Annotated in this window: 21 protein-coding genes; 9 read left to right on the forward strand and 12 right to left on the reverse strand. The window is 34.5% G+C overall.

The window, feature by feature from the left end; all coding sequences use genetic code 11:
* The 5 genes from OD917_RS18095 to rpsF form a co-directional block, all read right to left on the reverse strand.
* The coding region (locus OD917_RS18095) for a hypothetical protein (RefSeq protein WP_263524834.1) at positions 1-8656 on the reverse strand (8656 nt) is incomplete at its 3' end.
* A gap of 1210 nt (positions 8657-9866) precedes the next feature.
* Positions 9867-10340: a DUF6495 family protein gene (locus tag OD917_RS18100; protein ID WP_263524835.1), complete on the reverse strand. Its 474-nt coding sequence runs from the start codon at positions 10338-10340 to the stop codon at positions 9867-9869.
* 131 nt (positions 10341-10471) lie between these two features.
* A complete protein-coding gene (gene rplI / locus OD917_RS18105) occupies positions 10472-10912 on the reverse strand; it encodes a 50S ribosomal protein L9 (protein WP_202001440.1) in 441 nt (146 codons plus the stop codon).
* Positions 10913-10979: 67 nt separating this feature from the next.
* Positions 10980-11276: a 30S ribosomal protein S18 gene (rpsR, locus tag OD917_RS18110; RefSeq protein WP_002987043.1), complete on the reverse strand. Its 297-nt coding sequence runs from the start codon at positions 11274-11276 to the stop codon at positions 10980-10982.
* A 5-nt stretch (positions 11277-11281) separates the two neighbouring features.
* Entirely contained in the window at positions 11282-11623 is a 342-nt protein-coding gene (gene rpsF / locus OD917_RS18115) for a 30S ribosomal protein S6 (RefSeq protein ID WP_068842999.1), read from the reverse strand.
* A gap of 177 nt (positions 11624-11800) precedes the next feature.
* On the opposite strand from rpsF, the gene OD917_RS18120 reads away from it, so the two are divergent.
* Complete coding sequence (locus tag OD917_RS18120) at positions 11801-12499, forward strand: LytR/AlgR family response regulator transcription factor (protein WP_008463025.1); 699 nt, start codon at positions 11801-11803, stop codon at positions 12497-12499.
* Between the two features lie 4 nt (positions 12500-12503).
* Here OD917_RS18120 and priA read toward each other — a convergent pair whose 3' ends face one another.
* From priA to nadC, 5 genes are all read right to left on the reverse strand, one after another.
* On the reverse strand, positions 12504-14954 hold the full coding sequence (gene priA / locus OD917_RS18125; RefSeq protein ID WP_263524836.1) for a primosomal protein N': 2451 nt from the start codon (positions 14952-14954) through the stop codon (positions 12504-12506).
* 26 nt (positions 14955-14980) lie between these two features.
* Positions 14981-15724 carry a subclass B1 metallo-beta-lactamase gene (gene bla-B1-FLAV, locus OD917_RS18130; protein ID WP_263524837.1) on the reverse strand — a complete coding sequence of 248 codons (744 nt, stop codon included), beginning with the start codon at positions 15722-15724 and terminating at the stop codon, positions 14981-14983.
* Positions 15725-15734: 10 nt separating this feature from the next.
* Positions 15735-16163, reverse strand: coding sequence for a DUF2147 domain-containing protein (locus OD917_RS18135; RefSeq protein WP_263524838.1), 429 nt, complete (start codon positions 16161-16163; stop codon positions 15735-15737).
* 1 nt (position 16164) lies between these two features.
* Complete coding sequence (locus tag OD917_RS18140; RefSeq protein ID WP_263524839.1) at positions 16165-17088, reverse strand: YihY/virulence factor BrkB family protein; 924 nt, start codon at positions 17086-17088, stop codon at positions 16165-16167.
* Positions 17089-17185: 97 nt separating this feature from the next.
* On the reverse strand, positions 17186-18043 hold the full coding sequence (gene nadC / locus OD917_RS18145; protein ID WP_263524840.1) for a carboxylating nicotinate-nucleotide diphosphorylase: 858 nt from the start codon (positions 18041-18043) through the stop codon (positions 17186-17188).
* A 205-nt stretch (positions 18044-18248) separates the two neighbouring features.
* Between nadC and OD917_RS18150 the strand changes: the two genes are divergently transcribed.
* From OD917_RS18150 to OD917_RS18185, 8 genes are all read left to right on the forward strand, one after another.
* The gene (locus OD917_RS18150) at positions 18249-19349 is read left to right on the forward strand and encodes a DNA alkylation repair protein (protein ID WP_263524841.1); all 1101 of its coding nucleotides are present in this window, start codon (positions 18249-18251) and stop codon (positions 19347-19349) included.
* A gap of 320 nt (positions 19350-19669) precedes the next feature.
* The gene (locus OD917_RS18155; protein WP_263524842.1) at positions 19670-20551 is read left to right on the forward strand and encodes a pirin family protein; all 882 of its coding nucleotides are present in this window, start codon (positions 19670-19672) and stop codon (positions 20549-20551) included.
* Positions 20552-20553: 2 nt separating this feature from the next.
* The gene (locus OD917_RS18160) at positions 20554-20949 is read left to right on the forward strand and encodes an OsmC family protein (RefSeq protein WP_263524843.1); all 396 of its coding nucleotides are present in this window, start codon (positions 20554-20556) and stop codon (positions 20947-20949) included.
* Between the two features lie 5 nt (positions 20950-20954).
* A complete protein-coding gene (locus tag OD917_RS18165; RefSeq protein ID WP_263524844.1) occupies positions 20955-21239 on the forward strand; it encodes a GNAT family N-acetyltransferase in 285 nt (94 codons plus the stop codon).
* A 211-nt stretch (positions 21240-21450) separates the two neighbouring features.
* Positions 21451-22866, forward strand: a complete 1416-nt coding sequence (locus OD917_RS18170) for an adenosine deaminase (RefSeq protein WP_263524845.1) — start codon at positions 21451-21453, stop codon at positions 22864-22866.
* A gap of 54 nt (positions 22867-22920) precedes the next feature.
* Positions 22921-23226, forward strand: coding sequence for an antibiotic biosynthesis monooxygenase family protein (locus tag OD917_RS18175; protein WP_263524846.1), 306 nt, complete (start codon positions 22921-22923; stop codon positions 23224-23226).
* Between the two features lie 188 nt (positions 23227-23414).
* On the forward strand, positions 23415-23888 hold the full coding sequence (gene rlmH, locus OD917_RS18180) for a 23S rRNA (pseudouridine(1915)-N(3))-methyltransferase RlmH (protein ID WP_263524847.1): 474 nt from the start codon (positions 23415-23417) through the stop codon (positions 23886-23888).
* A 184-nt stretch (positions 23889-24072) separates the two neighbouring features.
* Positions 24073-24537 carry a CHRD domain-containing protein gene (locus tag OD917_RS18185; RefSeq protein ID WP_263524848.1) on the forward strand — a complete coding sequence of 155 codons (465 nt, stop codon included), beginning with the start codon at positions 24073-24075 and terminating at the stop codon, positions 24535-24537.
* A 75-nt stretch (positions 24538-24612) separates the two neighbouring features.
* Here the strand turns inward: OD917_RS18185 and OD917_RS18190 are convergent, their stop codons facing one another.
* Both OD917_RS18190 and folP read right to left on the reverse strand, forming a co-directional pair.
* The gene (locus OD917_RS18190) at positions 24613-25245 is read right to left on the reverse strand and encodes a hypothetical protein (protein ID WP_263524849.1); all 633 of its coding nucleotides are present in this window, start codon (positions 25243-25245) and stop codon (positions 24613-24615) included.
* Positions 25246-25281: 36 nt separating this feature from the next.
* Positions 25282-26115, reverse strand: coding sequence for a dihydropteroate synthase (gene folP / locus OD917_RS18195; protein ID WP_263524850.1), 834 nt, complete (start codon positions 26113-26115; stop codon positions 25282-25284).
* Positions 26116-26194 lie beyond the last annotated feature (79 nt).

The following is a 26194-nucleotide window of genomic DNA, read 5'->3' on the forward strand; positions in this document are numbered from 1 at the left end:
GAATTGCTGTTCCGCCTGTTGAAGCGCTATACCACACTACATTTGTCTCGTTTGTCTGAATGCTCGCAAATGTTGGCGCATTCACTAAACAGAAATCCTGTGTCGTGTCTGTAGTGGTTGGCGTAGCAGGATCTGTAACTGTTACAGTAACTGCAAGTCTCACTGAACTTTCACAGCCTGTAGCCGCATCAGCTAATGCCGCATAATATGTTCCGCTTGTCAATGCCGTTGCCGATGGAATTGCCGTTCCGCCTGTCGCCGCATTATACCAAACTACATTTGTCTCGTTTGTCTGAATGCTCGCAAATGTTGGTGCATTAACCAGACAGAAATCTTGTGTTGCATCTGTAGTGGTTGGTGTTGCAGGATCTGTAACTGTAATTACTATAGCCAGTCTCACTGCACTTTCACATCCAGTCGCCGCATCAGCTAAAGCTGCATAATAAGTGCCGCTTGTCAATGCCGTTGCTGCTGGAATCGCTGTTCCGCCTGTAGCTGCATTATACCACACTATATTAGTTTCGTTTGTCTGAATGCTTGCAAAAGTCGGTGCATTCACTAAACAGAAATCCTGTGTTGTGTCTGTAGTCGTAGGCGTTCCAGGGTCAGTCACGCTGATTGTAACCGCCAACCTCACTGAGCTTTCGCAGCCTGTTGCGGCATCAGCTAAAGCAGCATAATAGGTTCCGCTTGTTAATGCTGTAGTAGAAGAAATTGCTGTTCCGCCTGTCGCTGCATTATACCACACTACATTTGTTTCGTTTGTCTGAATGCTCGCAAATGTCGGTGCATTTACCAGACAGAAATCCTGTGTCGTGTCTGTAGTGGTTGGCGTAGCAGGATCTGTAACTGTTACAGTAACTGCAAGTCTCATTGAACTTTCACAGCCTGTAGCCGCATCAGCTAATGCCGCATAATATGTTCCGCTTGTCAATGCCGTTGCCGATGGAATTGCCGTTCCGCCTGTCGCCGCATTATACCAAACTACATTTGTCTCGTTTATCTGAATGCTCGCAAATGTTGGTGCATTAACCAGACAGAAATCTTGTGTTGCATCAGTAGTAGTTGGCGTAGCTGGATCAGTTACGCTGATCGTTACAGCTAGTCTCACTGCACTTTCACATCCAGTCGCCGCATCAGCTAAAGCTGCATAATAAGTGCCGCTTGTCAATGCCGTTGCTGCTGGAATCGCTGTTCCGCCTGTAGCTGCATTATACCATACTATATTATTTTCGTTTGTCTGAATGCTTGCAAAAGTCGGTGCATTCACTAAACAGAAATCCTGTGTTGTGTCTGTAGTCGTAGGCGTTCCAGGGTCAGTCACGCTGATTGTAACCGCCAATCTCACTGAGCTTTCGCAGCCTGTTGCTGCATCTAATAAAGCCGCATAATATGTTCCGCTTGTTAGTGCTGTAGTAGAAGGAATCGTTGTTCCGCCTGTCGCTGCATTATACCATACTACATTTGTTTCATTTGTCTGAATGCTCGCAAAAGTCGGTGCATTTACAAGACAGAAATCCTGTGTTGTATCTGTAGTGGTTGGCGTTGCAGGATCTGTAACTGTTACGGTAACTGCAAGTCTCACTGAACTTTCACAGCCTGTTGCCGCATCAGCTAATGCTGCATAATATGTTCCGCTTGTCAATGCTGTAGCCGATGGAATCGCTGTTCCGCCTGTTGAAGCGCTATACCACACTACATTTGTCTCGTTTGTCATAATGCTCGCAAATGTTGGTGCATTAACCAGACAGAAATCCTGTGTTGTATCAGTAGTAGTTGGCGTAGCTGGATCAGTTACGCTGATCGTTACAGCTAGTCTCACTGCGCTTTCACAGCCTGTAGCTGCATCTAATAAAGCTGCATAATAAGTCCCACTAGTTAAAGCTGTTGCTGCTGGAATTGCCGTTCCGCCTGTCGCTGCATTATACCAAACTATATTAGTTTCGTTTGTCTGAATGCTTGCAAAAGTCGGTGCATTCACTAAACAGAAATCCTGTGTTGTGTCTGTAGTCGTAGGTGTTCCAGGGTCAGTCACACTGATTGTAACCGCCAATCTCAATGAACTTTCACAGCCTGTAGCTGCATCAGCTAATGCTGCATAATAAGTGCCGCTTGTTAATGCTGTTGCTGCTGGAATTGCTGTTCCGCCTGTTAAAGCATTATACCACACTACATTGGTTTCGTTTGTCTGAATGCTCGCAAAAGTCGGTGCATTCACTAAACAGAAATCCTGTGTCGTATCTGTAGTCGTTGGCGTTGCAGGATCAGTAACTGTTACAGTAACTGCAAGCCTCACTGAACTTTCACAGCCTGTGGCTGCATCAGCTAATGCTGCATAATATGTTCCGCTTGTTAATGCTGTTGCTGATGGAATCGCTGTTCCGCCAGTTGAAGCGTTATACCATACAACATTTGTTTCATTTGTCTGAATGCTTGCAAATGTCGGTGCGTTTACAAGACAGAAATCCTGTGTCGTGTCTGTTGTAGTTGGCGTTGCAGGATCTGTAACGGTAACTGTAACTGCAAGTCTCACTGAACTTTCGCAGCCAGTAACTGCATCTGTTGCAGCTCCATAATAGATTCTGCTTACTAAAGCCGTTGTTGAGGCAATCACGTTTCCTCCTGTTGGCGCATCATACCAAATAACATTGCTTTCATTCACTTGGATATTAGCAACGGTAGAAGCTGTAGATAAACAAAAATCTTGAGTATTATCTGTCGTTGTTGGTGTATTTGGATCACTAATCATAATAACGGCATCTTGTAATGTTCCTGAAAGATTTTCGCAGGTATTTGTACTTGAAACCGCAACATAATAAGTTATCGGACTTACCGCTTTTGTTAGTCCAACTGCTGTTAATACGCCCGTAGCATCTATTGAATAAGTTACTCCGCTTATAATTGCACCATTTGTAATAGGCTGTGTTTTGGCAGTATCTAAATACCATGTAAATACAGGGCTTGTTAATGTTGGTGCAGTTGGTGTCAATGATGCAGGTAAACTATGACAAACCGTTATATCATCAATTAAAATATCATTTACAGTTGAAGGAGGTAAAATTGTAAATGTAATTTGTTTTCGATCTGCGGCCGCAGTTTCACAAAATTCATCTGAAGTTACTCCAACATAATAAGTATAAGTTCCAGGTGTCAAATTATTAACCACTAATTGAGCAGTTGTCTCTCCTGGAATTATTTGGCTAGTTGTTCCATTAAAACTATACCAAGAATAAACTGGATTTGTTAAAACAGGTGTTCCGCTTAAACTAGTTTGTAAAGTAACTGTACCAGTAGCTGAACAAACTGAAGTTGCTGTTCCTCCATTTAAAGTAATATCTGTTAAAGCATTTACTGGAGCAGAAGCTTTAACTTCAACAGTTACTTCTCCTCTCGCAAAAGTTTCACAGCCATATCGTACTGGCTGAACATAATATTTATAAGTTCCCGCTGCTAAAGTAGCTGGTACTGTAAAAGTAGGACCGTTGCCAACAACATTTCCTCCCGTTTCTGCGTCATACCAAATGTAAGTAGAACAAGCTTCTTCGGGAATTTGGAGCGCAATATCGGATCCTGGACAGACCGTAATTTTATTTTGAGGATCTGCTCCAATAATGGTTGTATTAGCAGTTCTTTCTACTGTATGAACTCTTAAAAAATCTAACACTCCAACAACACCTCCTAAACGTATTCTTACTCTATCATAAATTTCTGTTGGCGAAGATACCAATACCATTGCCAAAGAATTTCCTGGCAATAATTTTATACTTAATAAAGTACTTGTGTTTTGAATTGGAGCACCAACAGCAACATTTCCTAAATAACGCTGAATAGTAAATCCAGTCAATAAATTAACGTTTAAAAGTGTTCCTGGTTTAGAAACCACAATTCTCAAAGTATCACTAAGAACAGAAGGCGTTTTAAATTGTACTGTTAGATCGGCTGCTGCTAAAGCCCCCACTCCACTATACATAGTTGCAAACGTAGTTATATCATTATCTGCAATATTCCAAGCATCGCTTACCCCAACTGCTGCTGTTACAGCTCCAACTGGAAGACCTAAATCTGTTGCGCCATAAAAAATATCTTGAATATCTCCTGGAGTACATGTTACTGCAGAAACCTGTCTGTTGTAATGTGCATCAAATACTTTTGTGTTTTGAGCAAGACTTAAAACTGAAGCAGACTGAATTCTAATTCCATCATAATCTTGTGGTCCAGATGCATCTGAAGGAACAAAAGTAAATTCATAGGTATTATCTCCTGAGATTAAGTTTAGTAACGAACCAGATACTGATTGCATTGCTCCAATGTCAACGCCACCAATTGTTCCGATAACTGAAAGGTTTTGTCCTACAGCTAAAAGACTATATTCAGAACCTAATTTAACAGTTACTGGCGTTCCTTTAGCTATAGGTGCCGGCCAAGTTAAATTCTGCCAAGTTGTACCTACTCCTAAAAGTCCTAAACCAGTAGTAATAGTTGAATACGTCTGTGGATTTCCATCAACAGCATTTGCACCATCAGAAACAGTTCCTGTAATTATTGAGCCAGAAGTTTGATCTGTTGCATATACTCTTTCTGCTAATGATTGACAATTGCTTAGATCTATGACGTTAATTACTTTTGTTGCTGTAGTAGTACAAGTTCCATCGCTAGCAACAGCTGTATAAGTATAAACCCCTGGTGTATTTAATACTCCTGTTGTAAAAGGAGGTCCTGCAATTGCATTTCCTTGAGGTCCAAACCATGTAATTGTTCCAGTAGAAACTGCACTTAATGTAACATTGCTTCCAATATTTACAGATTCTTGAGGATTTGTTACCACCAAACTTGGTAAAGCGTTAATTGTTACTGTTACAGATTGTCTAACAGATGGACAAGTAGCAGTATTACTTTGCGCTTCTATAGAATAAATACCTCCTGTAGTAATATTAGCTGCGGCATCAGCAGTTATTACATTATTTAAAGGATCATAAAAAGTATAAGTAGTACTTCCTGATGAATCAAAATTAGTAATAGCATTTCTTAGATTAGCACTTCCACAACCTATCAATGTAGAATTTACAGTCAATACTGTTGTTGAAGGGAAATTAACCGTTACTTGTTTTAATGTCCCATTTACATTTTCGCAAGTGCCTCCGTTAACCGCTGAAACATAATAATTGTAAGGAGTTCCAGCAGCACTTAATCCTGTTAATGAAAGAGCGCCTGTACCTGCATCTTTTGCAAATGTTACTCCGCCAATTACACTTCCATCTACAATTTCAGTACTTTTAGCTTGATCGGTATAATATTTAAATTGAACACCTGCTATTGGAGAAGATGGCGTCAAAACTGCCTCTCCTGCACAAGTAGCTTCAACTGGAGTTGTAATTACAATATCAGCTGCTGTTGGAATTGGTAAAACTGTAACCGTAACCGCTTGACGTAAACTGTTCTCACAACCAACTCTTGTACCTTGTAAATAATAAGTAGTTGAAGCTGTTAAAGGTGCTGTTGGGTTTACTGTAACAATATTTCCTCCTGTTGGAGAATCGTACCATGTAAAAGTTTCAGTTCCTGTTGATGAGGCTGTTAAAGAAGCTGTTTGTCCCGCACAAATTGGCGTTGCAGCCCCCGTAATTGTAGCATTTGGAAATCTATATGCAGCTTGGTAGATGTATACATTGCTTAACAAAGTTGCTGTTCCTCCTAATCTTACTTCAACACGATCAAATGGCGCAGTCGCAGTAATACTAGCTTTAAATTTATTTCCAGATAATAATTGAATAGTCAATAAATTATTATTGATTGCAGTTCTATCATTATTATAAGTCGCTACATTATAAGTTGCTAGCGTAATATTAGATAATAAACTTATATCTAAAAGTCCTCCTGGCACTTCCAAATCAACATCGATAACATCTCCTATTTGGCCTGGATTTGCAAAAATTAATTGTTGCTGTATGTATCCGGCCACACCAATTGGCACCGATAATTGTGCGTATGTATTAATATCGCCATCTACAGAGTCATTTGGATTAGTCACAGTACATAAAGCACATAATACTCCATCTGTTGATGTTATTTGACTTGAAGCCTGTAAACAAGTACTTGCAGCTGCAATCACAGTTACTGTAACAGATCCTCTAGCAGAATTAGCACAATCAGTCGCTATATTTGTAGCTTCTACATAATAAGTTTGATTAGCCGATAATGCAGGAGTAGTATATGATGTAACGTTGGTTGCTAAAAGTGTTCCGCCTGATGCAGCATTATACCAATTGTATCTTACTCCTGCAACTGGGTTTGCAACTGCCAATGTAGCGCTTTGACCAGATTGGATAATTACATTAGATGATACAAAAGTTGGCGTTGCTGGTATTGGGCTAACAATTAAATTTACTGCAGTACGAGTTGGTGTCGTACAATCTCCAATTGCAGCTTCTACAAAATAATCTGTATTTACAGTTAAGGCAGGTGTTGTAAATGAAGTGCCTGTAAATACTAAATTACCTCCTGCTGCAGCATCATACCAATTGTAAGTTGTACCTGCAACTGGAGCCTGAACAGTTAAAGTGGTAGATTGTCCGCTACAGATTGTTGTTGGAGATGAATTAACTGTAGGCAAAACAGGATTAGTGATTAATACCTGAACTGGAGTTCTTTCACTATTCACACAACCATTTCTAGTTACTTCAATATAATAAGTTGCAGGCGCTGTCAAAGCAGGTGTTGTAAATGCAGCAGTAGAAGCTAATAGTGTTCCTCCTGTAACTGCGTCATACCAATTAACAGTTTCTCCAACTGCAAGTGAAGCCGTAAGAGTTGTTGTTTGTCCGCTACAAATTGTGGTATTACCAGAAATAACTGGTACTTTATATCTGTAAGTTGCTTGATAAATATCTACACTTGTTAATACTGTTGCCAAACCTCCTAATCGAATTTCAACACGATCGAAATTTGCTCCAGCTGTAACACTTGCTCTAAATCTATTTCCACTTAATAATTGTAAAGTAATAAGCGGATTATTAATTGCAACTCTATCATTATTATAAGTTGCTCCATTATAAGTTGCCAAACTAACAGCGCTTAATAATTGAACATCTGCTATACCGCCAGGCAATTCCATTTCGACATCTACGATATCACCAGCTTTACCTGGATTATTGAATTGTAAGGTTTGTTGAATATATCCGTTTATTAAACCAACTGGAACAGTAAGCCTTGTTGCTGTTGCAATATTTCCATCAACAGAATTATTCGGATTTGTGGAACTACACAATAAACATAAACCATTTTGAACTATTTGCTGGCTTCCTGCTTCCAAACACCCAACCAAAGAAGCTGGCTGAACTGTTACCAATACTGGCACTCTCGCTGCACTCACACAATTTCCATTCGGACTTTGTGCTTCAACATAATAGGTTTTTGTAGCTGTTAAAATTGGTGTTGTAAAAGAAGAAGTATTTGTTGCTACTGCTGTTCCGCCTGTAGCAGTTTCATACCAATTTAATTGTACTCCAGGCTCTGAAGTTGTTGCTGTCAAAGTTGCATTTTGCCCTGACTGAATTGTAACACTCTGAGTTAAAACTGTTGGTGTTGCAGGAACTGCTGTAGAAATAACTGTAACTGGTGTTCGAGTAGGACTAACACAACTTCCAATAGAAGCTTCTACAGAAAATTGAGTAGATCCTAAAGGCACTGTTGGAGAATAGCTGGTTCCTGTCGACAAAGCTGTACCTCCTGCAGAATACCAAGTATAAGTTGTTCCTGGCACAGCATTTACAACCGATAAAGTTGTCTGTTGTGTTGCAGCTGTCGAACAAACTGTAGTTCCCACATTACTAATTGCTGGTGCAACTGGATTAGAAACATTTAAAACAACAGGTACACGAACATTTCCTTCGCAACCTGCAGTTCTAGTTATCCCTATATAATATGTTGTATTCGCAGTTAAAGCAGGAGTAGTATAAGTATTACCAACTGCTAAAGCTGTTGTAGAAGAAGCTGAACTATACCAAGCAAGACTTGTCCCTGCAGCTGGTGTAGCTGTGAGAGTCGTTGGAACCCCAGCACAAACAGTTTGTGTTAAACCTCCTGTTACTGTAGGCTGTGCAAATTCTAACCTAACATCATAAATTCTTAAACTCACTAAAAGACTTACAAGTCCTCCTACCTGAATTTGAATTTGATTAGTATCGGCTGTCACATTAAACTTTGCAACTGCCACAGTGTTACCATTTAACAAATTTAAATTCAAGAGCGGACTGTTTAAGCTTACACTCGAACCTACATTCGCTCCAGAGTTTTTAGCTTGGAGTGAAGCATTAGATAATAAACTTAAATCTAGCAAACCGTTACCCGTGCCAAAATAAATAGCAATTTGGTCCCCCGCTCGAGCCGTTTGATTTAAGGTTAGTGTCTCTTCGACAAAACATCCAACTCCAACAGCATTCGTTAAAGTTGCGTAAGTCGTTAAACCAGCGCTGTCATAAGCATTGGCAGGACTGTCAACATTTAATCCTACACACAATAATCCGCCCTGACTATTAGTTTGAGACACAGGTCTACAAATAGTTTGGGACAATGCATTAGTGCATATAAAAAATAAAGTTAAAAGTCCTAATAATCCCTTTTGAAGTTTGAGATTACAAAAAGTAAATTTTTTTTTCATAATTTGGAAGATTAGAAAATGGACAATAAAACACCTCTCGCAGTAAGTGCAAGCACCTACGCAATTAAACAATCAATTAAAAATCAAACAGTTAAAACAAATTTTAAAAACTTATAGAATAAGTCTTCAAACTAAGTTTTACAAAAAAATTACGTTGAATTCGGTATATCGAAATATACCAGTGAACACAATCTATCTCGAAGAGATAAAAAATGTACAACTTTTTGTAAGGAAAAATGATTGTAGTCAATTTTCCTAGAGGAGAGATTTGTTGCAGGTCTAATTTTCATAAATGAAAATTTTAGTTTGAGGGTAGAACTGGGGATTCTTTATATAAGAAATTCAAATATTTTAAAGAAAGCTGATTAATCATTCTTTAAATTACTTAATCAAAAAGACTAAGATTGAATTGTTATATCAATGAAATGTTTACTTTCTCATAAATAACCCTTCGAAAAGGAAATTTAAAAGACAGCAAATTAAAATGTAAAATTTTGGATAAAGAGCTAAATTTAGATATCTCATAACGATTAAACTCATCGTTGAAACGAAGTAAGCTTAACACGAGGCTAAATAAAGCTAAAATAAAATGAACAACTAAAGTAAACTTGATAAAGAAAGTAATTGTCAATTCCATACACAGACACATTAAGTTATTATATAATTTTCAATTTTAATCTCGACAATGTCAAGATTTAAAAAACCCGTTTTTAAAGAGTTTTAATTTTTTTCTATTGGTCATGTTTTTGAAAAAAATTTCAATGCAGAAACTTTGTTTAACTTTGGTATTCTAAAATTAGAAAAAACAAAAACAGAAAACAAACATAAAATTCTTATAATTTTATCTTAAATATCAAGCTATAAAATTTTAACTCTTTAAAAACATCAGAAAAATCAACCACTTTAACAGAATTAGTATGCTATTCTTTTCTTAAACAAAAAATTGATGAAAATATGTTAAAAACAAAAAAAGAAAGTAAAAACCTACAAATGCAACTTTTTGCAACTAAAAATTATCCGTAATTAATACCATAATGATCGACGAACTGCACATGTCGCTCTCGTTTTGTAAAACTTTGAAGAATTAAAAATAAATGCGTAGAAACACCTGCTTAAAAAACATTAAAAACTTAAACAAAAGTTAAAAAGCAAAAAAAAAGGCAAACATCTAAAACTAAATGTTTGCCTTTTAAAAATTATGAAAATCGAATTATGATTCGATTATTGTATTAATTTGATTAAATAACTGTCCATCGCTTAAAAAAGCACCTTGTTTAATCAACTCAAAAATTGAAGAATTTCTTTCCTCGGTAAATACTTTTTTACCAACTTTCATTTCGATATTTTCTGTAAACATATTATCACTTAACCATTGAAGCCCTTCTTTGGTTAAAAAATCAGTTTCTGGAGAAAGCGATTTTAAAACAATAGATTTTATATAAGTATCAAAACATTGAAATAAGAAAATATGATTTTTAGAAAAATGTTCTAAATATTCTGCTCTTCCTAGTACACCTTCCCAAATTAAATCTGAAAAAACATCTAGTTCCTGTTCTGCAACTTCTGGCTTGTTAATTTTAAGTTCTTCCCACTCTTTTCTATCGATTGTTTGTGTTGCCAAAAAACTTGCAAATTCAGCATGAAGTTCATCAAACTGCTCTTTTGTTAATCTTGCGTATTTCATTTATTTTAGGCTTTATGCTTTACGCTGTAAGCTCAAAGCCACCAGCCATAAGTCTAATTATTAATATTCATCTTGTTTTAAACAAAAAAATCCCGATTTACATCGGGATTTTTGTATAGATTTAAAAACTATTACTTTTCAGCAACAATTTCGTAAGCTAATTCAACGATTACATCTCTGTGTAAACGAACTGTAGCATTGTATTTTCCTAAACGTTTTACAACACCGCTAGTGATGAATTTTCTATCGATAGCATTACCAGATTTCTCTAAAGCTTCAGCAATATCGATGTTAGTGATAGAACCAAAAAGTTTCTCTCCACCAGCTTTTGCAGTAAGTTTAATTTCAAGAGCTTTTAAAGTTTCAGCTAATGCTTTAGCATCAGCAACAATTTTAGCTTCTTTGTGTGCTCTTTGTTTTAGGTTTTCAGCTAAAACTTTTTTAGCAGAAGGAGTTGCTAAAGTAGCAAAACCTTGAGGAATTAAAAAGTTACGACCGTAACCAGGCTTTACAGATACTACATCATCTTTAAACCCTAGGTTTTGTACGTCTTGTTTTAAAATAATTTCCATGTTGTTGTCCTTATATTTTAGAAGTTAGGTTCTGATAACAGAAACCAGCGACTAGATTTTTTTTATACTATTTTAATAAATCGGCCACGTATGGCATTAAAGCTAAGTGACGCGCTCTTTTTACAGCTACAGAAACTTTTCTTTGGTATTTTAATGAAGTTCCAGTTAAACGACGTGGAAGAATTTTTCCTTGCTCGTTAACGAATTTCAATAAGAAATCAGCATCTTTATAATCGATATATTTGATTCCTGATTTTTTGAAACGGCAATACTTTTTAGTTTTGTTAGTTTCAATGTTTAAAGGCGTTAAATATCTGATATCTCCGTCTTTTTTTCCTTTTGCAGATTGCTCAATTGTAGACATAATAATTACGCTTTAGTAGATTTTAATTTTGCTCTTCTTCTCTCAGCCCATGAAATAGCATGTTTATCTAAACTTACAGTTAAGAAACGCATAACTCTTTCATCACGTCTGAATTCAGTTTCAAAAGCTAAAAGAACTTCTCCAGCTACTTTGAATTCGAATAAGTGATAAAAACCACTTTTTTTGTTTTGGATTTCGTAAGCCATTTTTTTAAGACCCCAATCCTCTTTCGATACCATTTCAGCTCCTCTACTAGTAAGAAATTCTTCAAATTTCGTTACTGTTTCCTTCACCTGAACCTCAGATAAAACGGGATTTAAAATGAAAACAGTTTCATAATGATTCATAAATAAAAAATTTATTTGTTAAAATTGGGTGCAAAAGTAATCATTAAATTTAAATATCCAACATTTTTTTCCTTTTATTCGTCATAATGCAAAAAATATACGTTCACTTTAGTTTTTTTCTATAAAAAGCAATACATTTACTACTGCTATCCTGAATTTATTCTAAATTTGAATGTTATGAAACTAAACTGTGTTGTTGTAGATGATAGTTCTATACAAAGGACAATTATTGCCAAACTGGTGAATAACCATCCAGGCTTGCATTTAATTGGAGATTTTTCGAATGCAATTGAGGCAAAAAGCTGTATCTCTTTGAATAATATCGATTTAATTTTTCTTGATATTGAAATGCCAGTGATAAATGGCTTTGATTTTCTGGACGGATTAAAATCAAAACCGCAAATTATTTTCATCACTTCTAAAGCTGAATATGCTTTAAAAGCGTTTGATTATGATGCAACAGATTACCTTCAGAAACCAATCGCGGTTGACCGTTTCAATGCCTCTGTAAAAAGAGCAATTGACATGCATCTGCTTAAAAAAGATATCAAAGAAGAAGAAGGCGAACATATTTTCATAAAAAGTAATCTTAAAAAACTTAAAATATTCACTTCAAAAATTAAATGGATTGAAGCTTTTGGAGATTACGTAAGAGTAGTGACAGAAGACGATAGTAATCTGGTTCTTTCTACTATGAAATCTTTTGAAAATGATCTATCAAAAGACAAATTTATTCGCGTTCACAAATCATACATTATTAATATAGATAAAGTTGAGCGTTTTAACAGCAAATTTGCTGAGATAGGAATTACAAAAATACCTTTGAGCCGCAATAAAAAAGAAGATCTTGTAAAAGCACTTTCTACTTCTTCTTAAAGCTCTAGTAAAAATCTACATTAATTACAACTTTTATAGCTCTATATTGAGCAATAGCTTCAAAACTATTCAGCATTTTCTGAATAGTTTTTTTTGTATTCCCCAAATGCAAATTTTGCGGAATCTTAATTAAGATAGTTCTAATATATTCATTTCGTATTCTGCTTATTGCAGGTTCTTCTGGCCCCAAAACAGGCATTCCTAAATTTTGGCTTAAAACCTGATACAGCCACATAGATCCTTCTTTTAATTTATCAAAATCTTTATGCTTTAAAGTCAGTTTTATAATTCTAAAATAAGGCGGATATCTATAGATTTGTCTATCATATAGTTGTTCCTTATACATACCTATATAATTATGGTCTGTAACCTGCTGAATAGTATTATGATTTGGATTATAAGTTTGAATAACAGCTTTTCCTTGTTTTTCAAACCTTCCTGCTCTTCCTGCAACCTGAGTCATCATTTGAAAACTACGTTCAAAAGCTCTAAAATCAGGATGATGAAGCATATTATCGGCATTCATAATTCCTACCAAACTAACATTTTCAAAATCTAAACCTTTTGCAAGCATTTGAGTTCCAACCAAAATATCGATTTCCCGATTTTTAAATGTATCTATTATCTTTTCAAAACCAAACTTGCCTCGAGTAGTATCTTGATCCATTCTTGCTGTTTTAGCTTTAGGAAAAAGTGTTGCCAACTCCTGCTCTATTTGCTCTGTTCCAAAACCTTTTGTTGTCAAATCTATACTTGAACAACTATGGCAATTAGTAGGTTTTGAAATAGAATAACCGCAATAATGACAACGCAACTGGTTTTTATTCTTATGATAGGTCAAACTAACATCGCATTGCTGACAATGCGGAACGTGCCCGCAACGCAAACATTCCATAATAGGAGAATATCCTCTTCTATTTTGAAACAAAATAACCTGTTCGCTCAAAGACAAAGCTTCGGCAATTTCATCAATAAGAACATCACTAAAATGCCCTGTCATTCTTTTCCTAAAATGCTTGTCTTTTAAATCCACTAAAACAACTTCTGGCAAACGAACTTTTTTATAACGTTCAGAAAGAGTTACCAATCCGTATTTATCAGTTTGTGTGTTAAAATACGTTTCTATACTTGGCGTTGCAGAACCTAATAATACTTTTGCCTTATGGAAACTAGCCAATACAATTGCTGCATCTCTCGCATGAAATCTTGGCGCTGGATCAGTTTGTTTAAAAGTCTGTTCGTGCTCTTCGTCAACGATCAATAATCCTAAATCATTAAAAGGCAAAAACAAGGCCGATCTCGCTCCTATTACAATTTGTGCTTTTGGCGAATTTTCAAGTGTTTGTCTCCAAACTTCAACTCTTTCATTATTACTATATTTTGAATGAAAAACAGCTACTTTATCTCCAAAATGAAGACGCAAACGAGCCACTAATTGAGTCGTAAGCGCAATTTCAGGAAGCAGATACAAAACCTGTCTTCCTGTATGCAGATATTCTTCAATTAATTTAATGTATATTTCTGTTTTCCCGCTGGAAGTTACGCCATGAAGCAGACAAACTTCTTTTTCGGAAAAACTATCTTTAATTGCTGCAAAAGTATTTTCTTGCGCTTCACTTAATTGGAGTTCTTTTTCTGATTTTTCTCCATTAAAAGTAATACGATCATGTTGTAAATAATATTCCTCGAAAATCTCTTTTTCTACTAATGATTTTACCGCTGCTGAACCCGCATTCGAAATTTCAGTTAGTTTTTTTACCGTAATAGGCTTTTTCTCCGAAGCGCTAAGCTGAAAATAAGTCAGGACAATTTCCTTTTGCTTATTAGCATTTTTCAACACTTCTAGCAATTCCTGCAAACCATTATCAGACTCGTACTTTGAATGCAATTTTACATATCTTACGAGTTTTGGCTTGTAGCTTTCTTTTATTTCTTCATCTAAAAATATAATATCTTTTGCTATTAATTTTTGAAGAATTGGAAGTATGTTTTTTCTATTTAAAATAGAAGAGATTTCTTGAACCTTCAAAGAACTTTGATGATGCAAAGCTTCATAAATCAAAAACTCGTCATCAGAAAGTTCGCTATCGTTTACTACAATATCAGGTTTATACGAAATAATAGTTTCACTTTCTAACAATAATCCGCTTGGAAATGCACCACGATAAACATCTCCAATACCACACATATAATAATTTGCAACCCAAAGCCAATGTTTAATTTGGATTTCGGTTGCAATAGGTTTTTCATCCAAAATCTGATGAATTTCTTTGGCTTCATATAATGTTGGAGCGTTTTCATGAACATCTAGAACAAGCGCCGTATATATTTTACTTTTACCAAAAGGTACCGCCACTCGCATTCCTTTTTTAATGAAATGATATTCGGCCTCAGAAATACTATAGGTAAAAGTTTTTGCTAAGGAAAGTGGTAAAATAACTTCGATAAAAAACATGTAACTCCTTTATATGATGTGGAAAATCACTTCTTCCCAGTTGATTTAGCCAAATATTCGTCGACTAATTTTAAAGTATGATTTAAAGATTCTATATTAGTCCAATCGTCATGTCCTGGAATAATATATTTTGGATTTTTACATCTCGATTGAACCTTTGCAATTGATTTTTTCCATTCGCCAACATTAGCATCTCCTAGATAACCAAGATCATTCGCTTCGGCGCTTTTTACAAAACAGCCTCCGTAAAGAATTTTCTCTTTTCCGAACCATGCAACAATATTGTCTGGCGCATGACCTTTTCCAGGATAAAAAACTTCAAATTTATATTTTCCAACAGTAAATACAGTATCATTCGAAATTATAAATTCGGCTCTTTTTTCGTTTTTCTTTTTAAGAATTTCATCTGTTAATTTGCCTGAATAGGTTTTAATTCCTTTTTCTCTGTAAAAACCTAATCCGCCAGCACGATCGTCATGCGAATGCGTTGCAAAAACCATTATCACATCTTTATTATGTTTCGCTTTTATGCTATCTAATAAAGGTTGAAACTGTGTTTTGTCCCAAGGCGCATCAAAAAGAACAACACCTTTATCTGTAACCAGATACATGGCATTGGCAGAAATCTTTACTCCTTTATAATCGTTAAAAGTTCTATAAACATAAAAGTCACCTGTAAGATGACTTATTTGTAATGGCGAATTCTTAGATTGTCCAAAGCTGTTTGAAACTATGACTAAGAATAAAATTATCGAAGCTAATTTTCGCATTAGATTTTTATTAGTTTTTTACTCTCGTCCAATATTGTGTTCTTCCCATTATAGAAACCCCCACATATCCACGAAGTTTTAGTTTGTCAGCAGATTCTAAAGTAATATAGCATTTGTACTTTTTACCGCTTCCTGGATCTAAAATTGTTCCTCCATTATATTCTGAACCATCTTTTTTAAGACCGTTCATAATTACCATTCCTAAAATTGGCTTGTTTTTTTCGGCTCCGTCGCATTTTACGCAGAGATCTTTTTTATGACTATCACGAAGAATGTCAATTACTTTACCATAAATTTTTCCTGATTTCTCGTAAATCTCTACGATAGATTTTGCTTCTCCAGTTTCATCATCAATTGTTTTCCATTTTCCAATTACACTTTGGCTTTGCATGGTCAGCGCAAAGAAAAAAACTCCGATAGTTAGCATCCAATTTTTCATACTATTTATTTTTTTTTTGTTTTAATTTTCTGATTGAAGCGTTCAATTCGAACCCTAAAAGCAGAATCATACAGTTTATCCAAATGTAAAACATTAGAATTAATAATGTCCCAATAGAACCATAAAGTTCATTATATTTTGAAAATTTTATAACCCAAATCCCAAAAAAGAACGAAGATATAACAATTAAGATCGTAGTAAAAACAGAACCAATGCTTATAAAAGGCACTTTGTTGTACTGTTTTGTACCATAACGCAATAATATTGAAGATGTTATCAAAATCATTAAAACAACAAACAAATATCGACCCAAAATAATCAATGGAATCCGATCACTTAACACATCTTGAATGATTGTTTTTTGAATAAAGACCTCAAAAACAACAATTGTGGCTACAGTCACAAAGAGAATAACCGTCATTACCATAGAAATTGCCAATGCAACTAAATATTGCCTAAAAAAACCACGTTTATCAAAAACATGTTTAGAAGATTCAAAACCACTTAAGATTCCGTTAATTCCATTTGCCATTAAAAAAATAGAAAGCAAAAATCCTGATGACAATAAACCTGAGTGACTATTATTTAAGATATCACTGATAATTTTACTAATAGCGTCGAAAGTATTTGGAGGAACACTCTGCTGAACAAACTGCAAAAAATCTTCTTGAAAATTATCTATCGGAATAAACGGGATTAAGTTTAAAATAAATAGAGCAAAAGGAAAAAGTGCCATAAAAAAGCTAAAAGAAACCGCACTGGCATGATACGAAAAAGCACCTTCTAGAATTCCTAAAGTGTACATTTCCAGCAAATCATACAGTGAAAACCCCTCTAACCAAGGCAATGTAATTTTCTTCAAAAGCCGGGCTAAAGAACGCACCACTGGTATCTTCTCAATCCTAGCTTCTATCTCTTGGGACATATTTTTTGATTTTAGATTTTAGAGTTATGATTTTAGATTAAAACAAATAGTCTTTAAAATCAAACCCATAACTTATAACTCAAAACTCATAACTTCCTTAAAATGCCTTCAAACTCAAATCCATGTTATGAACCGAATGCGTTAAAGCTCCTGACGAAATATAATTTACACCACATAAAGCATATTCGCGGATCGTTTTTTCGCTAATATTACCTGAAGATTCTGTCTGGCATTTTGTACCAATTAATTCAACAGCTGTTTTCGTATCTTCATAATTAAAATTGTCTATCAAGATTCTATGAACACCGTCGCTTAATAAAATCTCCCTGATTTCGTCTAAGTTACGAGCTTCAACAATAATCTTCAAATCAAGATTATTTTCTACTAAATATTCTTTTGTTTTAGCAATAGCGCGCGTAATTCCTCCCGCAAAATCGATATGATTGTCTTTTAACATAATCATATCATACAAAGCATAACGATGGTTCTCTCCGCCTCCAATTTTTACAGCCCATTTTTCTGCAACTCTAAAATTTGGCGTTGTTTTACGCGTGTCTAAAATTTTTGCATTTGTACCTTCCATAAGCCCCATCAAAAAGCTTGTTTTTGTTGCAATTGCAGACATACGCTGCATAGTGTTTAAAACAACTCTTTCGGCCTTTAAAATAGATTGTGAACTTCCTGAAACTTCGAAAACAACTTCTCCATATTCTACATGGGTTCCGTCTTCTATGTAAGTTTTCACTTTTAGTTTTGGATCTACGTGTTCAAATATCAATTTAGCAAGTTCAACTCCAGCAATTATTCCCTGATCTTTTACCAATAATTTAGCCTGACCATGAGCTGAATCTGGAATACAAGCCAATGAACTGTAATCGCCTGGTCCAACATCTTCTCTAATAGCATTAGTAATTAAAAGTTGTAATTCTGCTTGAAATTGAGCTTCGCTTATCATTTTTCTGTTTTTAATAATAATGCTAAATTAGGATATATTTTATGGATTTGAAAATTCCGATAACATGAAAAATTACACAAAACATTAAATATCTCTTTTTTAACCATTAAGATACTCCGAAAAATAAAGTTACAATTCTTAACAAAACTTAATCTTTTAATAAGCGTTCAATTAAATATCTTTGAAGTTCAATCAAGCAAAAATTATGGCATTAATTAAAGATATTTACTCGGTTTCTTTTTACGAAAAATTTAGTCAGGCCGTCGCCGAAGTGCATCCCTCATTCAACAAAAAGAAATTCATTGAAGCAATTTACGAAGGTGATTTTGCTCAAAAAGAATGGAAAGAAAGAATGAAGCACACAACAGTTGTGTTTCACCAATTTATGCCTCAAAATTTCCCCGAAGCCGTTTCTCTAATTGATAAAATCATAGAAAACTTAAAGAAAAATAGTTTCACTGATGGCAATTTGGCTTTCATTTTCTTTGCCGATTATGTTGAAAATTACGGTTTAGACGATTTTGAAACATCTGTAAAAGCCTTTGTCTCCATTACACAATTCATAAGTTGCGAATTTGCCGTTCGTCCTTTCATTTTAAAATATAAAAAAAGAATGATTGACGAAATGATAAAATGGTCTTTACACGAAAATTACCACGTTCGCAGATTGGCCAGCGAAGGTTCACGCCCAAGATTACCGTGGGCAATGGCAATTCCGTTTCTAAAAAAAGATCCTTCTTCTATTCTTCCTATTTTAGAAAATCTAAAAAACGATCCTTCAGAATATGTTCGCAGAAGTGTTGCCAATAATTTGAATGATATTGTAAAAGATAATCCAGAAATTGTTCTTGAAATCGCTTCAAGATGGAAAGGTCACAGCAAAGAAACGGACGGAATTATCAAACATGGATGCAGAACTTTACTAAAACAAGGACATCCTGAAATTTTAAGTCATTATGGTTTAGAAAGTAAGAACATTGAACTTTCGTCTTTCGAAATTAAAACACCAACGGTAAAAATTGGAGATTACCTTCAGTTTCAATTTCATTTAAATAATAAAAATGAAGAGCCAAAAACAGTACGTTTAGAATATGCCGTTCACTACAAAAAAGCAAAAGGGCATTTGGCGAAAAAAGTCTTTAAAATCAGCGAAAAGATTTACCATCCGAATCAATTAACGAAAATTGAAAGAAATCAGTCTTTTAAATTGATTACGACACGTGTTTTTCATACAGGAAAACATCAATTGTCTATCATTATTAATGGAACTGAGAGCGAAGTTTTGGAATTTGAGTTGATTGATTAAAAATCCAAATTTTACAAATTATCACGATTTAACCGTCTAGTTTGTCATTTCGACGAAGGAGACCCGAGCGATAGCAAACAGGCGAAGCAAATCTCCACAAGTAGCTCCGCAACGAGAATTCAATCTTTGTAGAGTTTCTTACGAAGATTTCTCCTTCGTCGAAATGACAAAAAAACGTAAAAACATAAAAATCAACAATTTGAAATATTCTACATTTTCCCTACTTTTATAGCTAACACAAAAAACAAGTTTCTTAATCTAAATTAAGTTACAGATTTCTATCACAACTGTAATTTTGTTTTCAAATCAAATAATACCACATGTCAAATATCAGTTTAATTATCGAAGAACGTTCTGCCAACATTGGCAACTTTATGGTAGGTCGTTTATTGCCTTTCCGTGAAAAAAGAGCTGTCGGACCATTTGTATTTATCGATCATATGGGACCTGCACATTTAAGTGACCATGAAAATATGGATGTTCCTCCACATCCGCATATTGGGCTTTCTACACTAACTTTTTTGTTTGAAGGAAGCATTATGCATCGGGATAGTTTAGGAACAGAATTAGAAATAAAACCAGGCGCTGTAAACTGGATGACAGCTGGAAAAGGAATCGTTCACTCAGAAAGAACTCCTGAATATTTAAGACATTCAGATAAAATGCTTCACGGACTGCAAATTTGGGTTGCGCTTCCAAAAGAATTGGAACAAATGGAGCCTAATTTTACGCACGTTGAAGCAGATGATATTCCGGCTTGGGAAGAAGATGGCGTTTCATACAAATTAATTGCAGGCGAAGCTTTTGGCAAAAAATCTCCAGTTCCTGTTTATAGTCCGTTATATTTTATTGAAATTAAAAGCAAAGAAGCGAAAAAAATCAATATCGGACATCATTTATTTGGTGAAAGCGGTTTATACATTTTAGATGGAAGCATTAAAAATGGAGAACATACTTACGAACCAAGACAAATTTTAATTACAACTGAAGCTTCTCTTTGCGAGTTTGAAATTTCTGAAAACTCAACCGTTTATATTTTTGGCGGACAGCCTTTTCCTGAAGAACATTTTATCTTTTGGAACTTTGTTTCTTCTGATAAAAACCTCATCGAAAAAGCAAAACAAGATTGGACAGAACAAACTTTCCCAAAAGTTCCAGGCGAAACAGAATTTGTTCCATTGCCTGAACCTAGAATCAAATAATTATGGATACAATATCAGCAAAAATAGATACGCGTTTGTATCGCACTGAAATCACTTCTGCAAGTGGAAATGTTTTAATTTCAGACGAACCTCAACAATTGGGCGGAAAAAATTTAGGCTTAAATCCGACCGAGCTATTGGCATCATCATTGGCTTCTTGCACTTTGATTACTTTACGAATGTATATTAACCGCAAACAATGGAACGTCGAGGAAATCAATGTCAAGATTGATTTTGAAAGAGATTCAGAGAGAAATTGTACCTCATTTACCCGAAGAATTGAAGTAATCGGCGAAGTTGACGACGAACAAAGACGTAGATTAGAGACAATTGCAAACAGCTGCCCAATTCATAAAACGCTAACACATTCAATCGAAATTAAAACGACATTAATATAATTACAATGGAAATTCAACAAATAAACGATACGCGAAGAGGCTATTTTGAAGCAATTGAAGACGGAAAAGAAGCTGGAAAAATGACTTATACTTGGGCTGGAGATACAAAATTCATCATCGATCACACTGAAGTAAGTCCTGATTTCAATGGAAAAGGTGTTGGTAAAAAACTCGTTATGGCTTCAGTAGAATATGCCAGAGCAAATAACTTAAAAATCATTCCGCTGTGTCCTTTTGCAAAAAGCGTTTTTGATAAAGTTGAAGAAATTCGTGATGTACTTTTTTCTTAAAGATTCTAAGCTTTTTTTTAACCGCAAAGCACGCAAAGGATTACGCAAAGTTCGCAAAGTTTTTAAACAAAGCTTTGCGAACTTTGCGTTTATACTAAGCCTAGCAGATAACAAAACCTTGCGTTCTTTGCGTTAAAAAACAACCCAAAGAAATTCGATTTTCAAATCTCCTCGGAAACTCGTATATTTGCATGTAATTTAAACTTAGAGTATGACAAGGATAATTACGCTTTTCTGTATTTTTATAACACAAATCGGCTTTTCTCAATCAGCTGAGAGTTATTTAGAAAAAATCAGAAATAATGAAGCTCTCTTAACAGCTTTTTTTCAACAAATGCCTAAAGGAGGCGATTTACACCACCATTTTTCAGGATCCGTTTATGCAGAGCCACTTTTAGAAAGAGCAATTGCAGAAGACTTTTATTTGAATCTGGAAACTATGGCAGTTTCTAAAACTAAACCAGCAAACGGAAACTGGGAGAACTTTTCATCTCTTACAAACAAAGGAAAATTAGATTATTACGAACAACAGATTATGCAGACTTGGTCAGTTAAAGATTATAACGGTTTAGTTCCGTCTGATGATCAGTTTTTTGATTCGTTTATGAAATTTGAACCGACTATTCAAGGTCATTTTTCAGAAGGAATGCTTGAATTAAAAAAACGTGCCATTGCAGAAAATGTTTCTTATATCGAAACACAATTATCAACAATTCCTTGCGACATGAACGTTTCTGATTTAGCTGATTTTAATACAAAATTACGCCAGGCTGCAGATCAAAAAGACGAAAAAACAGTTCTGAAACTTTTGGATGAATTGTATAAAGCAATTCAGAAAAAAGACGCTAAAAAATATGCTGAAGATTTCAACAATAATTTCATTACAAAACTGCACAAAGATTTAAAAATAGATGACGAAAAATTCACCATGCGTTATCAAAACTTTGTGCTTCGTTTTATGGAACCTGTAGATTTGTTTAAAAATCTGGTTATTGCTTTTATTTCGTCAAGCGAAAGTAAACTAACTGCCGGTGTAAATATCGTTTCTCCAGAACACGGAAAAACTTCGATGAAAGATTATTGGCTTCATATGGTGATGTTTAAATACTGCCATTCGAAATTTCCAGATGTAAAATATACGCTTCATGCGGGCGAACTGACTTTAGGTTTGGTTCAGCCAGAAGAATTGACTTGGCATATTAATGATGCTATTTATGTGGCAAGCGCCAACAGAATTGGTCACGGTGTTGACATTGCGTACGAGGCAAATTCGTATGATTTATTGAAATATATGTCAAAAAACAACATTCCCATTGAGATTAATTTAGCTAGTAACGAATTCATTTTGAAAGTAAAAGAAAACAGACATCCGTTTACGCTTTACAAAGAATTTAATGTGCCAATTGTAATTAGTACTGATGACGCGGGAATTTTAAGAAGCAATATGACAGAACAATATGTTTTATTGGCGAAAAGATATCCTGATGTAAATTATGAAACAATCAAAAAATACGTTTACAACAGTATCAATTACAGTTTCATTCAAGACGAATCGGTTAAAAAACAATTAATCAAAGATTTAGATGCTCGTTTTAAAGCTTTTGAAGCGAAGTTTTCTAAAAACTAAATTCTAAACCTAACAGGTTTTAAAAACCTGTTAGGTTTGTCAATATTAAAATATATGATTCTAGAAGCAGCATTTCTGTATGTTAAACCAGAATTAGCCAATCAATTTGAAGCTGATTTTGCAAAAGCAAGTCAATACATTTCCTCAATCGATGGTTATTTAGGTCATCGTTTGGAAAAATGTCTTGAAGTTGAAAACAAATACCTTTTATTGGTCGATTGGAATACACTTGAAGATCACACAGTGGGTTTCAGAACTTCTGAAGCGTATTTGGAATGGAAAAAGATTTTGCATCATTATTACGAACCGTTTCCAATTGTAGAACATTTTGAAACGCTTTTTGAGAATAAAAAACAATAAATTGCTTTGCGTAAACAATTAAACACATAGAAACATAGGCATAATTGTTTCCGTTTAAGATTACAGAAAAAGCAAGCTTTAACACATAGCTATGTGTATTACGGTTAGTGAAACGCCTTTTACAGACAAAGAAAAACTATGTCTCTATGTGTTTAAATTACTGCAATTCGTGGCAAAAAACTTAGCAAATGAACATCAAACTTATCGCTATAGGCAAAACAGATAATAAATCGCTTCAAACGTTGATTGACGATTATACCAAGCGTTTGTCTTTTTACATCAAATTTGACTTGGAGATTATTCCAGACATCAAAAACGTAAAAAACTTATCTGAAAGCCAACAAAAAGAAAAAGAAGGCGAATTGATTCTTGCCAAACTTTCACCTACAGATCAGTTAATTTTATTGGATGAAAATGGAAAAACTTTCTCAAGCGTTGGTTTTTCTGAAGAATTGCAAAAGAAAATGAATTCTGGTGTAAAAACGATAGTTTATGTAATTGGTGGACCTTACGGGTTTTCTGAAACGGTTTATAAAAAAGCGCAGGGAAAAGTTTCGCTTTCGCTAATGACATTTTCACATCAAATGGTTCGTTTATTTTTTATAGAACAACTGTATCGCGGATTTACAATTTTAAGAAATGAACCTTATCATCATCAGTAATTTTTTTCATTCGGGTTTCAATTTTAAAAACTTTATCACTCCAAAAACACATACGCTTAAAAACCAACACTTTAAACAATGAAACAAAAATAAAATCGTAAATTTATAGTGCTTTTATTATCTCTTAATAAGATTTAATAATTATAGTTTTTTAACCTTTTTTCTAATTTAAAAAAACATAATTATGAAAGCTCTAATTAAATTTTCAGCATTTTTATTTCTGCTCTTTATTGGAACTTCATGTTCTAATAGTTATGATGATAACAGTTCACCTGTTATGGTAACTTTCTCAGCTGCTTTAACTCCTCCAACTGGTGTTACTTCTACAGCTTCTGGCACTGCGGCGCTCACATTAAATAAAACGGCAAAGACATTCGAAATTAAAGTTACTTATTCAGGACTAGTGCCAACACACGGGCATATACATGCTGCAGATGGTGCAATCGTTATCCCGTTTTCTGATGAAAGTGTAGCCACTTCTCCATTTACCGTTTCTGGCACTGTGACAGATGCACAAATTACAGAACTTATGGCCAATCATTATTATGTAAATTTACATACCACTGCATACCCTAATGGCGAAATTAGCGGTACTTTAATGAAAACTGGCACTTCTGGAGGCGGCGGAGGTGGTGGCGGTGGCTATTAATCTTAAACTTAAAAAAAGCCTTTCTGATTATAGAAAGGCTTTTTAATTCTTGTTATTTCCTTACTCTAAATTCCTTTAGAAAATAAATTCTACAGGAAGCTTATCAAGATTGTAAGTCACTTCTTTTTGCAGTAGAATTTTATATTGAATATATTCTTCGTAGCTCATATTTTTGTCGAATAAAAACACCAAATCTGGAACTCTATCAAACTTTATGCTGTAAAAATACTTTAGTATTTCTGATATTTTTATTTCCTTATTCCCCATGAAAACCTGTTTTTTCCCTTTACTAAAGTAAACTACAAAACTTCCTGCAGTAGGTTTTTCCATTTTATAAAATACTTTCGTGAAAGGTAGAAAAGCCAAATTCTTTCCAATGGAATCAGCGTACGAATAGTAGTTTTCAGATTCTTCGTTCTGATGCATTTTCTCGTTACGCTTTTTTTCTTGCATTTTTATTACTTGAGGCATAACCAATTTCAAAGGCAAGCGTTTGTCTATATTGAAAATCCAATTGGTTGATATAATGGCACTTTTTCTGTTTAAATCGGCGATTGTGTCTTTTCCATCAACTTTATAAAAGATATAAATTGGCGAATGATCTTGAACGTCTTTTACAATTGAGACATTTGATTTTGGCAATAAAACGTCTTCTTTTTTTCCGCAAGAAAACAAAAGACAAAGTATAAGTATAGAGAAGTATTTCATATTTATTATTATTATTTTTCACAAGCAGTTTGTCATCTAAATAGTATTCAAATTCAGCTTACCAAACAAAGTAACACATTCCATCGCTTCTTTCACATCATGAACACGAAGAATTTTTGCGCCTTTTGTCAAAGCAATTGTATTCAAGAAAGTAGTTCCATTTAAAGCTTCTTGAGGTGTAATATCAAGTGTTTTATAAATCATTGATTTTCTAGAAATTCCAGCTAAGACTGGTAATTCTAAAATATTAAAAAGTTCCATTTTTTGCATTACTTCATAATTCATATCGGTTGTTTTAGCAAAACCGAAACCAGGATCTAAAATCAAGTCGTTGATTCCTAGACTTCGTGCTTTTTTTACTTTTTCAGAAAAGTAGAAAAGCATTTCTTTTATAATATCATCGTATTGTGTCAAACTCTGCATCGTCTGCGGATTGCCTCGCATGTGCATCATGATATACGGAACGTTATAATGCGCAATTACATCAAACATTTTTTCATCTAATTCGCCAGCAGCAATATCGTTTATAATTGCCGCGCCACTTTCTATACTTGCTTTTGCAACTTCTGCCCTAAAAGTATCAATAGATAATAAAGTCTTTGGAAAGTGTTTTAAAATCAATTCAATTGCTGGAACGATTCTGTCGATTTCTTCTTGTTCGGTTACAAATTCAGCGCTTGGTTTACTGGAATACGCTCCAATATCGATAAATGTTGCGCCTTCAGAAAGCATTTTATCTACTTGCGAAATAATTTCATCTTCGTTTTTATATTTTCCTCCGTCAAAGAAAGAATTTGGAGTAACATTGAGAATTCCCATTACTCTTGGAATTGACAAATCGATAAGTTCTCCTTTACAGTTAATTGTCATTGTTTATTTATTTCAGGTTTCAGGCTTCAAGTTGTCCGTTAACACTTTGTTTAGAAAAAACTTGAAACAAAGCGAACCT

Source organism: Flavobacterium sp. SH_e (genome assembly GCF_025717045.1).
Taxonomy (GTDB): domain Bacteria; phylum Bacteroidota; class Bacteroidia; order Flavobacteriales; family Flavobacteriaceae; genus Flavobacterium.

Excerpts from the sequence above, each read along its gene's own strand:
- bla-B1-FLAV (WP_263524837.1), bottom strand. The coding sequence starts at position 15,724 with ATGCGAAAATTAGCTTCGATAATTTTATTCTTAGTCATAGTTTCAAAC.
- OD917_RS18170 (WP_263524845.1), top strand. The coding sequence starts at position 21,451 with ATGACAAGGATAATTACGCTTTTCTGTATTTTTATAACACAAATCGGC.
- rplI (WP_202001440.1), bottom strand. The coding sequence starts at position 10,912 with ATGGAAATTATTTTAAAACAAGACGTACAAAACCTAGGGTTTAAAGAT.
- OD917_RS18175 (WP_263524846.1), top strand. The coding sequence starts at position 22,921 with ATGATTCTAGAAGCAGCATTTCTGTATGTTAAACCAGAATTAGCCAAT.
- priA (WP_263524836.1), bottom strand. The coding sequence starts at position 14,954 with ATGTTTTTTATCGAAGTTATTTTACCACTTTCCTTAGCAAAAACTTTT.
- OD917_RS18160 (WP_263524843.1), top strand. The coding sequence starts at position 20,554 with ATGGATACAATATCAGCAAAAATAGATACGCGTTTGTATCGCACTGAA.
- OD917_RS18140 (WP_263524839.1), bottom strand. The coding sequence starts at position 17,088 with ATGTCCCAAGAGATAGAAGCTAGGATTGAGAAGATACCAGTGGTGCGT.
- rpsF (WP_068842999.1), bottom strand. The coding sequence starts at position 11,623 with ATGAATCATTATGAAACTGTTTTCATTTTAAATCCCGTTTTATCTGAG.
- OD917_RS18150 (WP_263524841.1), top strand. The coding sequence starts at position 18,249 with ATGGCATTAATTAAAGATATTTACTCGGTTTCTTTTTACGAAAAATTT.
- folP (WP_263524850.1), bottom strand. The coding sequence starts at position 26,115 with ATGACAATTAACTGTAAAGGAGAACTTATCGATTTGTCAATTCCAAGA.
- OD917_RS18135 (WP_263524838.1), bottom strand. The coding sequence starts at position 16,163 with ATGAAAAATTGGATGCTAACTATCGGAGTTTTTTTCTTTGCGCTGACC.
- nadC (WP_263524840.1), bottom strand. The coding sequence starts at position 18,043 with ATGATAAGCGAAGCTCAATTTCAAGCAGAATTACAACTTTTAATTACT.
- OD917_RS18100 (WP_263524835.1), bottom strand. The coding sequence starts at position 10,340 with ATGAAATACGCAAGATTAACAAAAGAGCAGTTTGATGAACTTCATGCT.
- OD917_RS18185 (WP_263524848.1), top strand. The coding sequence starts at position 24,073 with ATGAAAGCTCTAATTAAATTTTCAGCATTTTTATTTCTGCTCTTTATT.
- OD917_RS18155 (WP_263524842.1), top strand. The coding sequence starts at position 19,670 with ATGTCAAATATCAGTTTAATTATCGAAGAACGTTCTGCCAACATTGGC.
- rlmH (WP_263524847.1), top strand. The coding sequence starts at position 23,415 with ATGAACATCAAACTTATCGCTATAGGCAAAACAGATAATAAATCGCTT.
- rpsR (WP_002987043.1), bottom strand. The coding sequence starts at position 11,276 with ATGTCTACAATTGAGCAATCTGCAAAAGGAAAAAAAGACGGAGATATC.
- OD917_RS18120 (WP_008463025.1), top strand. The coding sequence starts at position 11,801 with ATGAAACTAAACTGTGTTGTTGTAGATGATAGTTCTATACAAAGGACA.
- OD917_RS18190 (WP_263524849.1), bottom strand. The coding sequence starts at position 25,245 with ATGAAATACTTCTCTATACTTATACTTTGTCTTTTGTTTTCTTGCGGA.
- OD917_RS18165 (WP_263524844.1), top strand. The coding sequence starts at position 20,955 with ATGGAAATTCAACAAATAAACGATACGCGAAGAGGCTATTTTGAAGCA.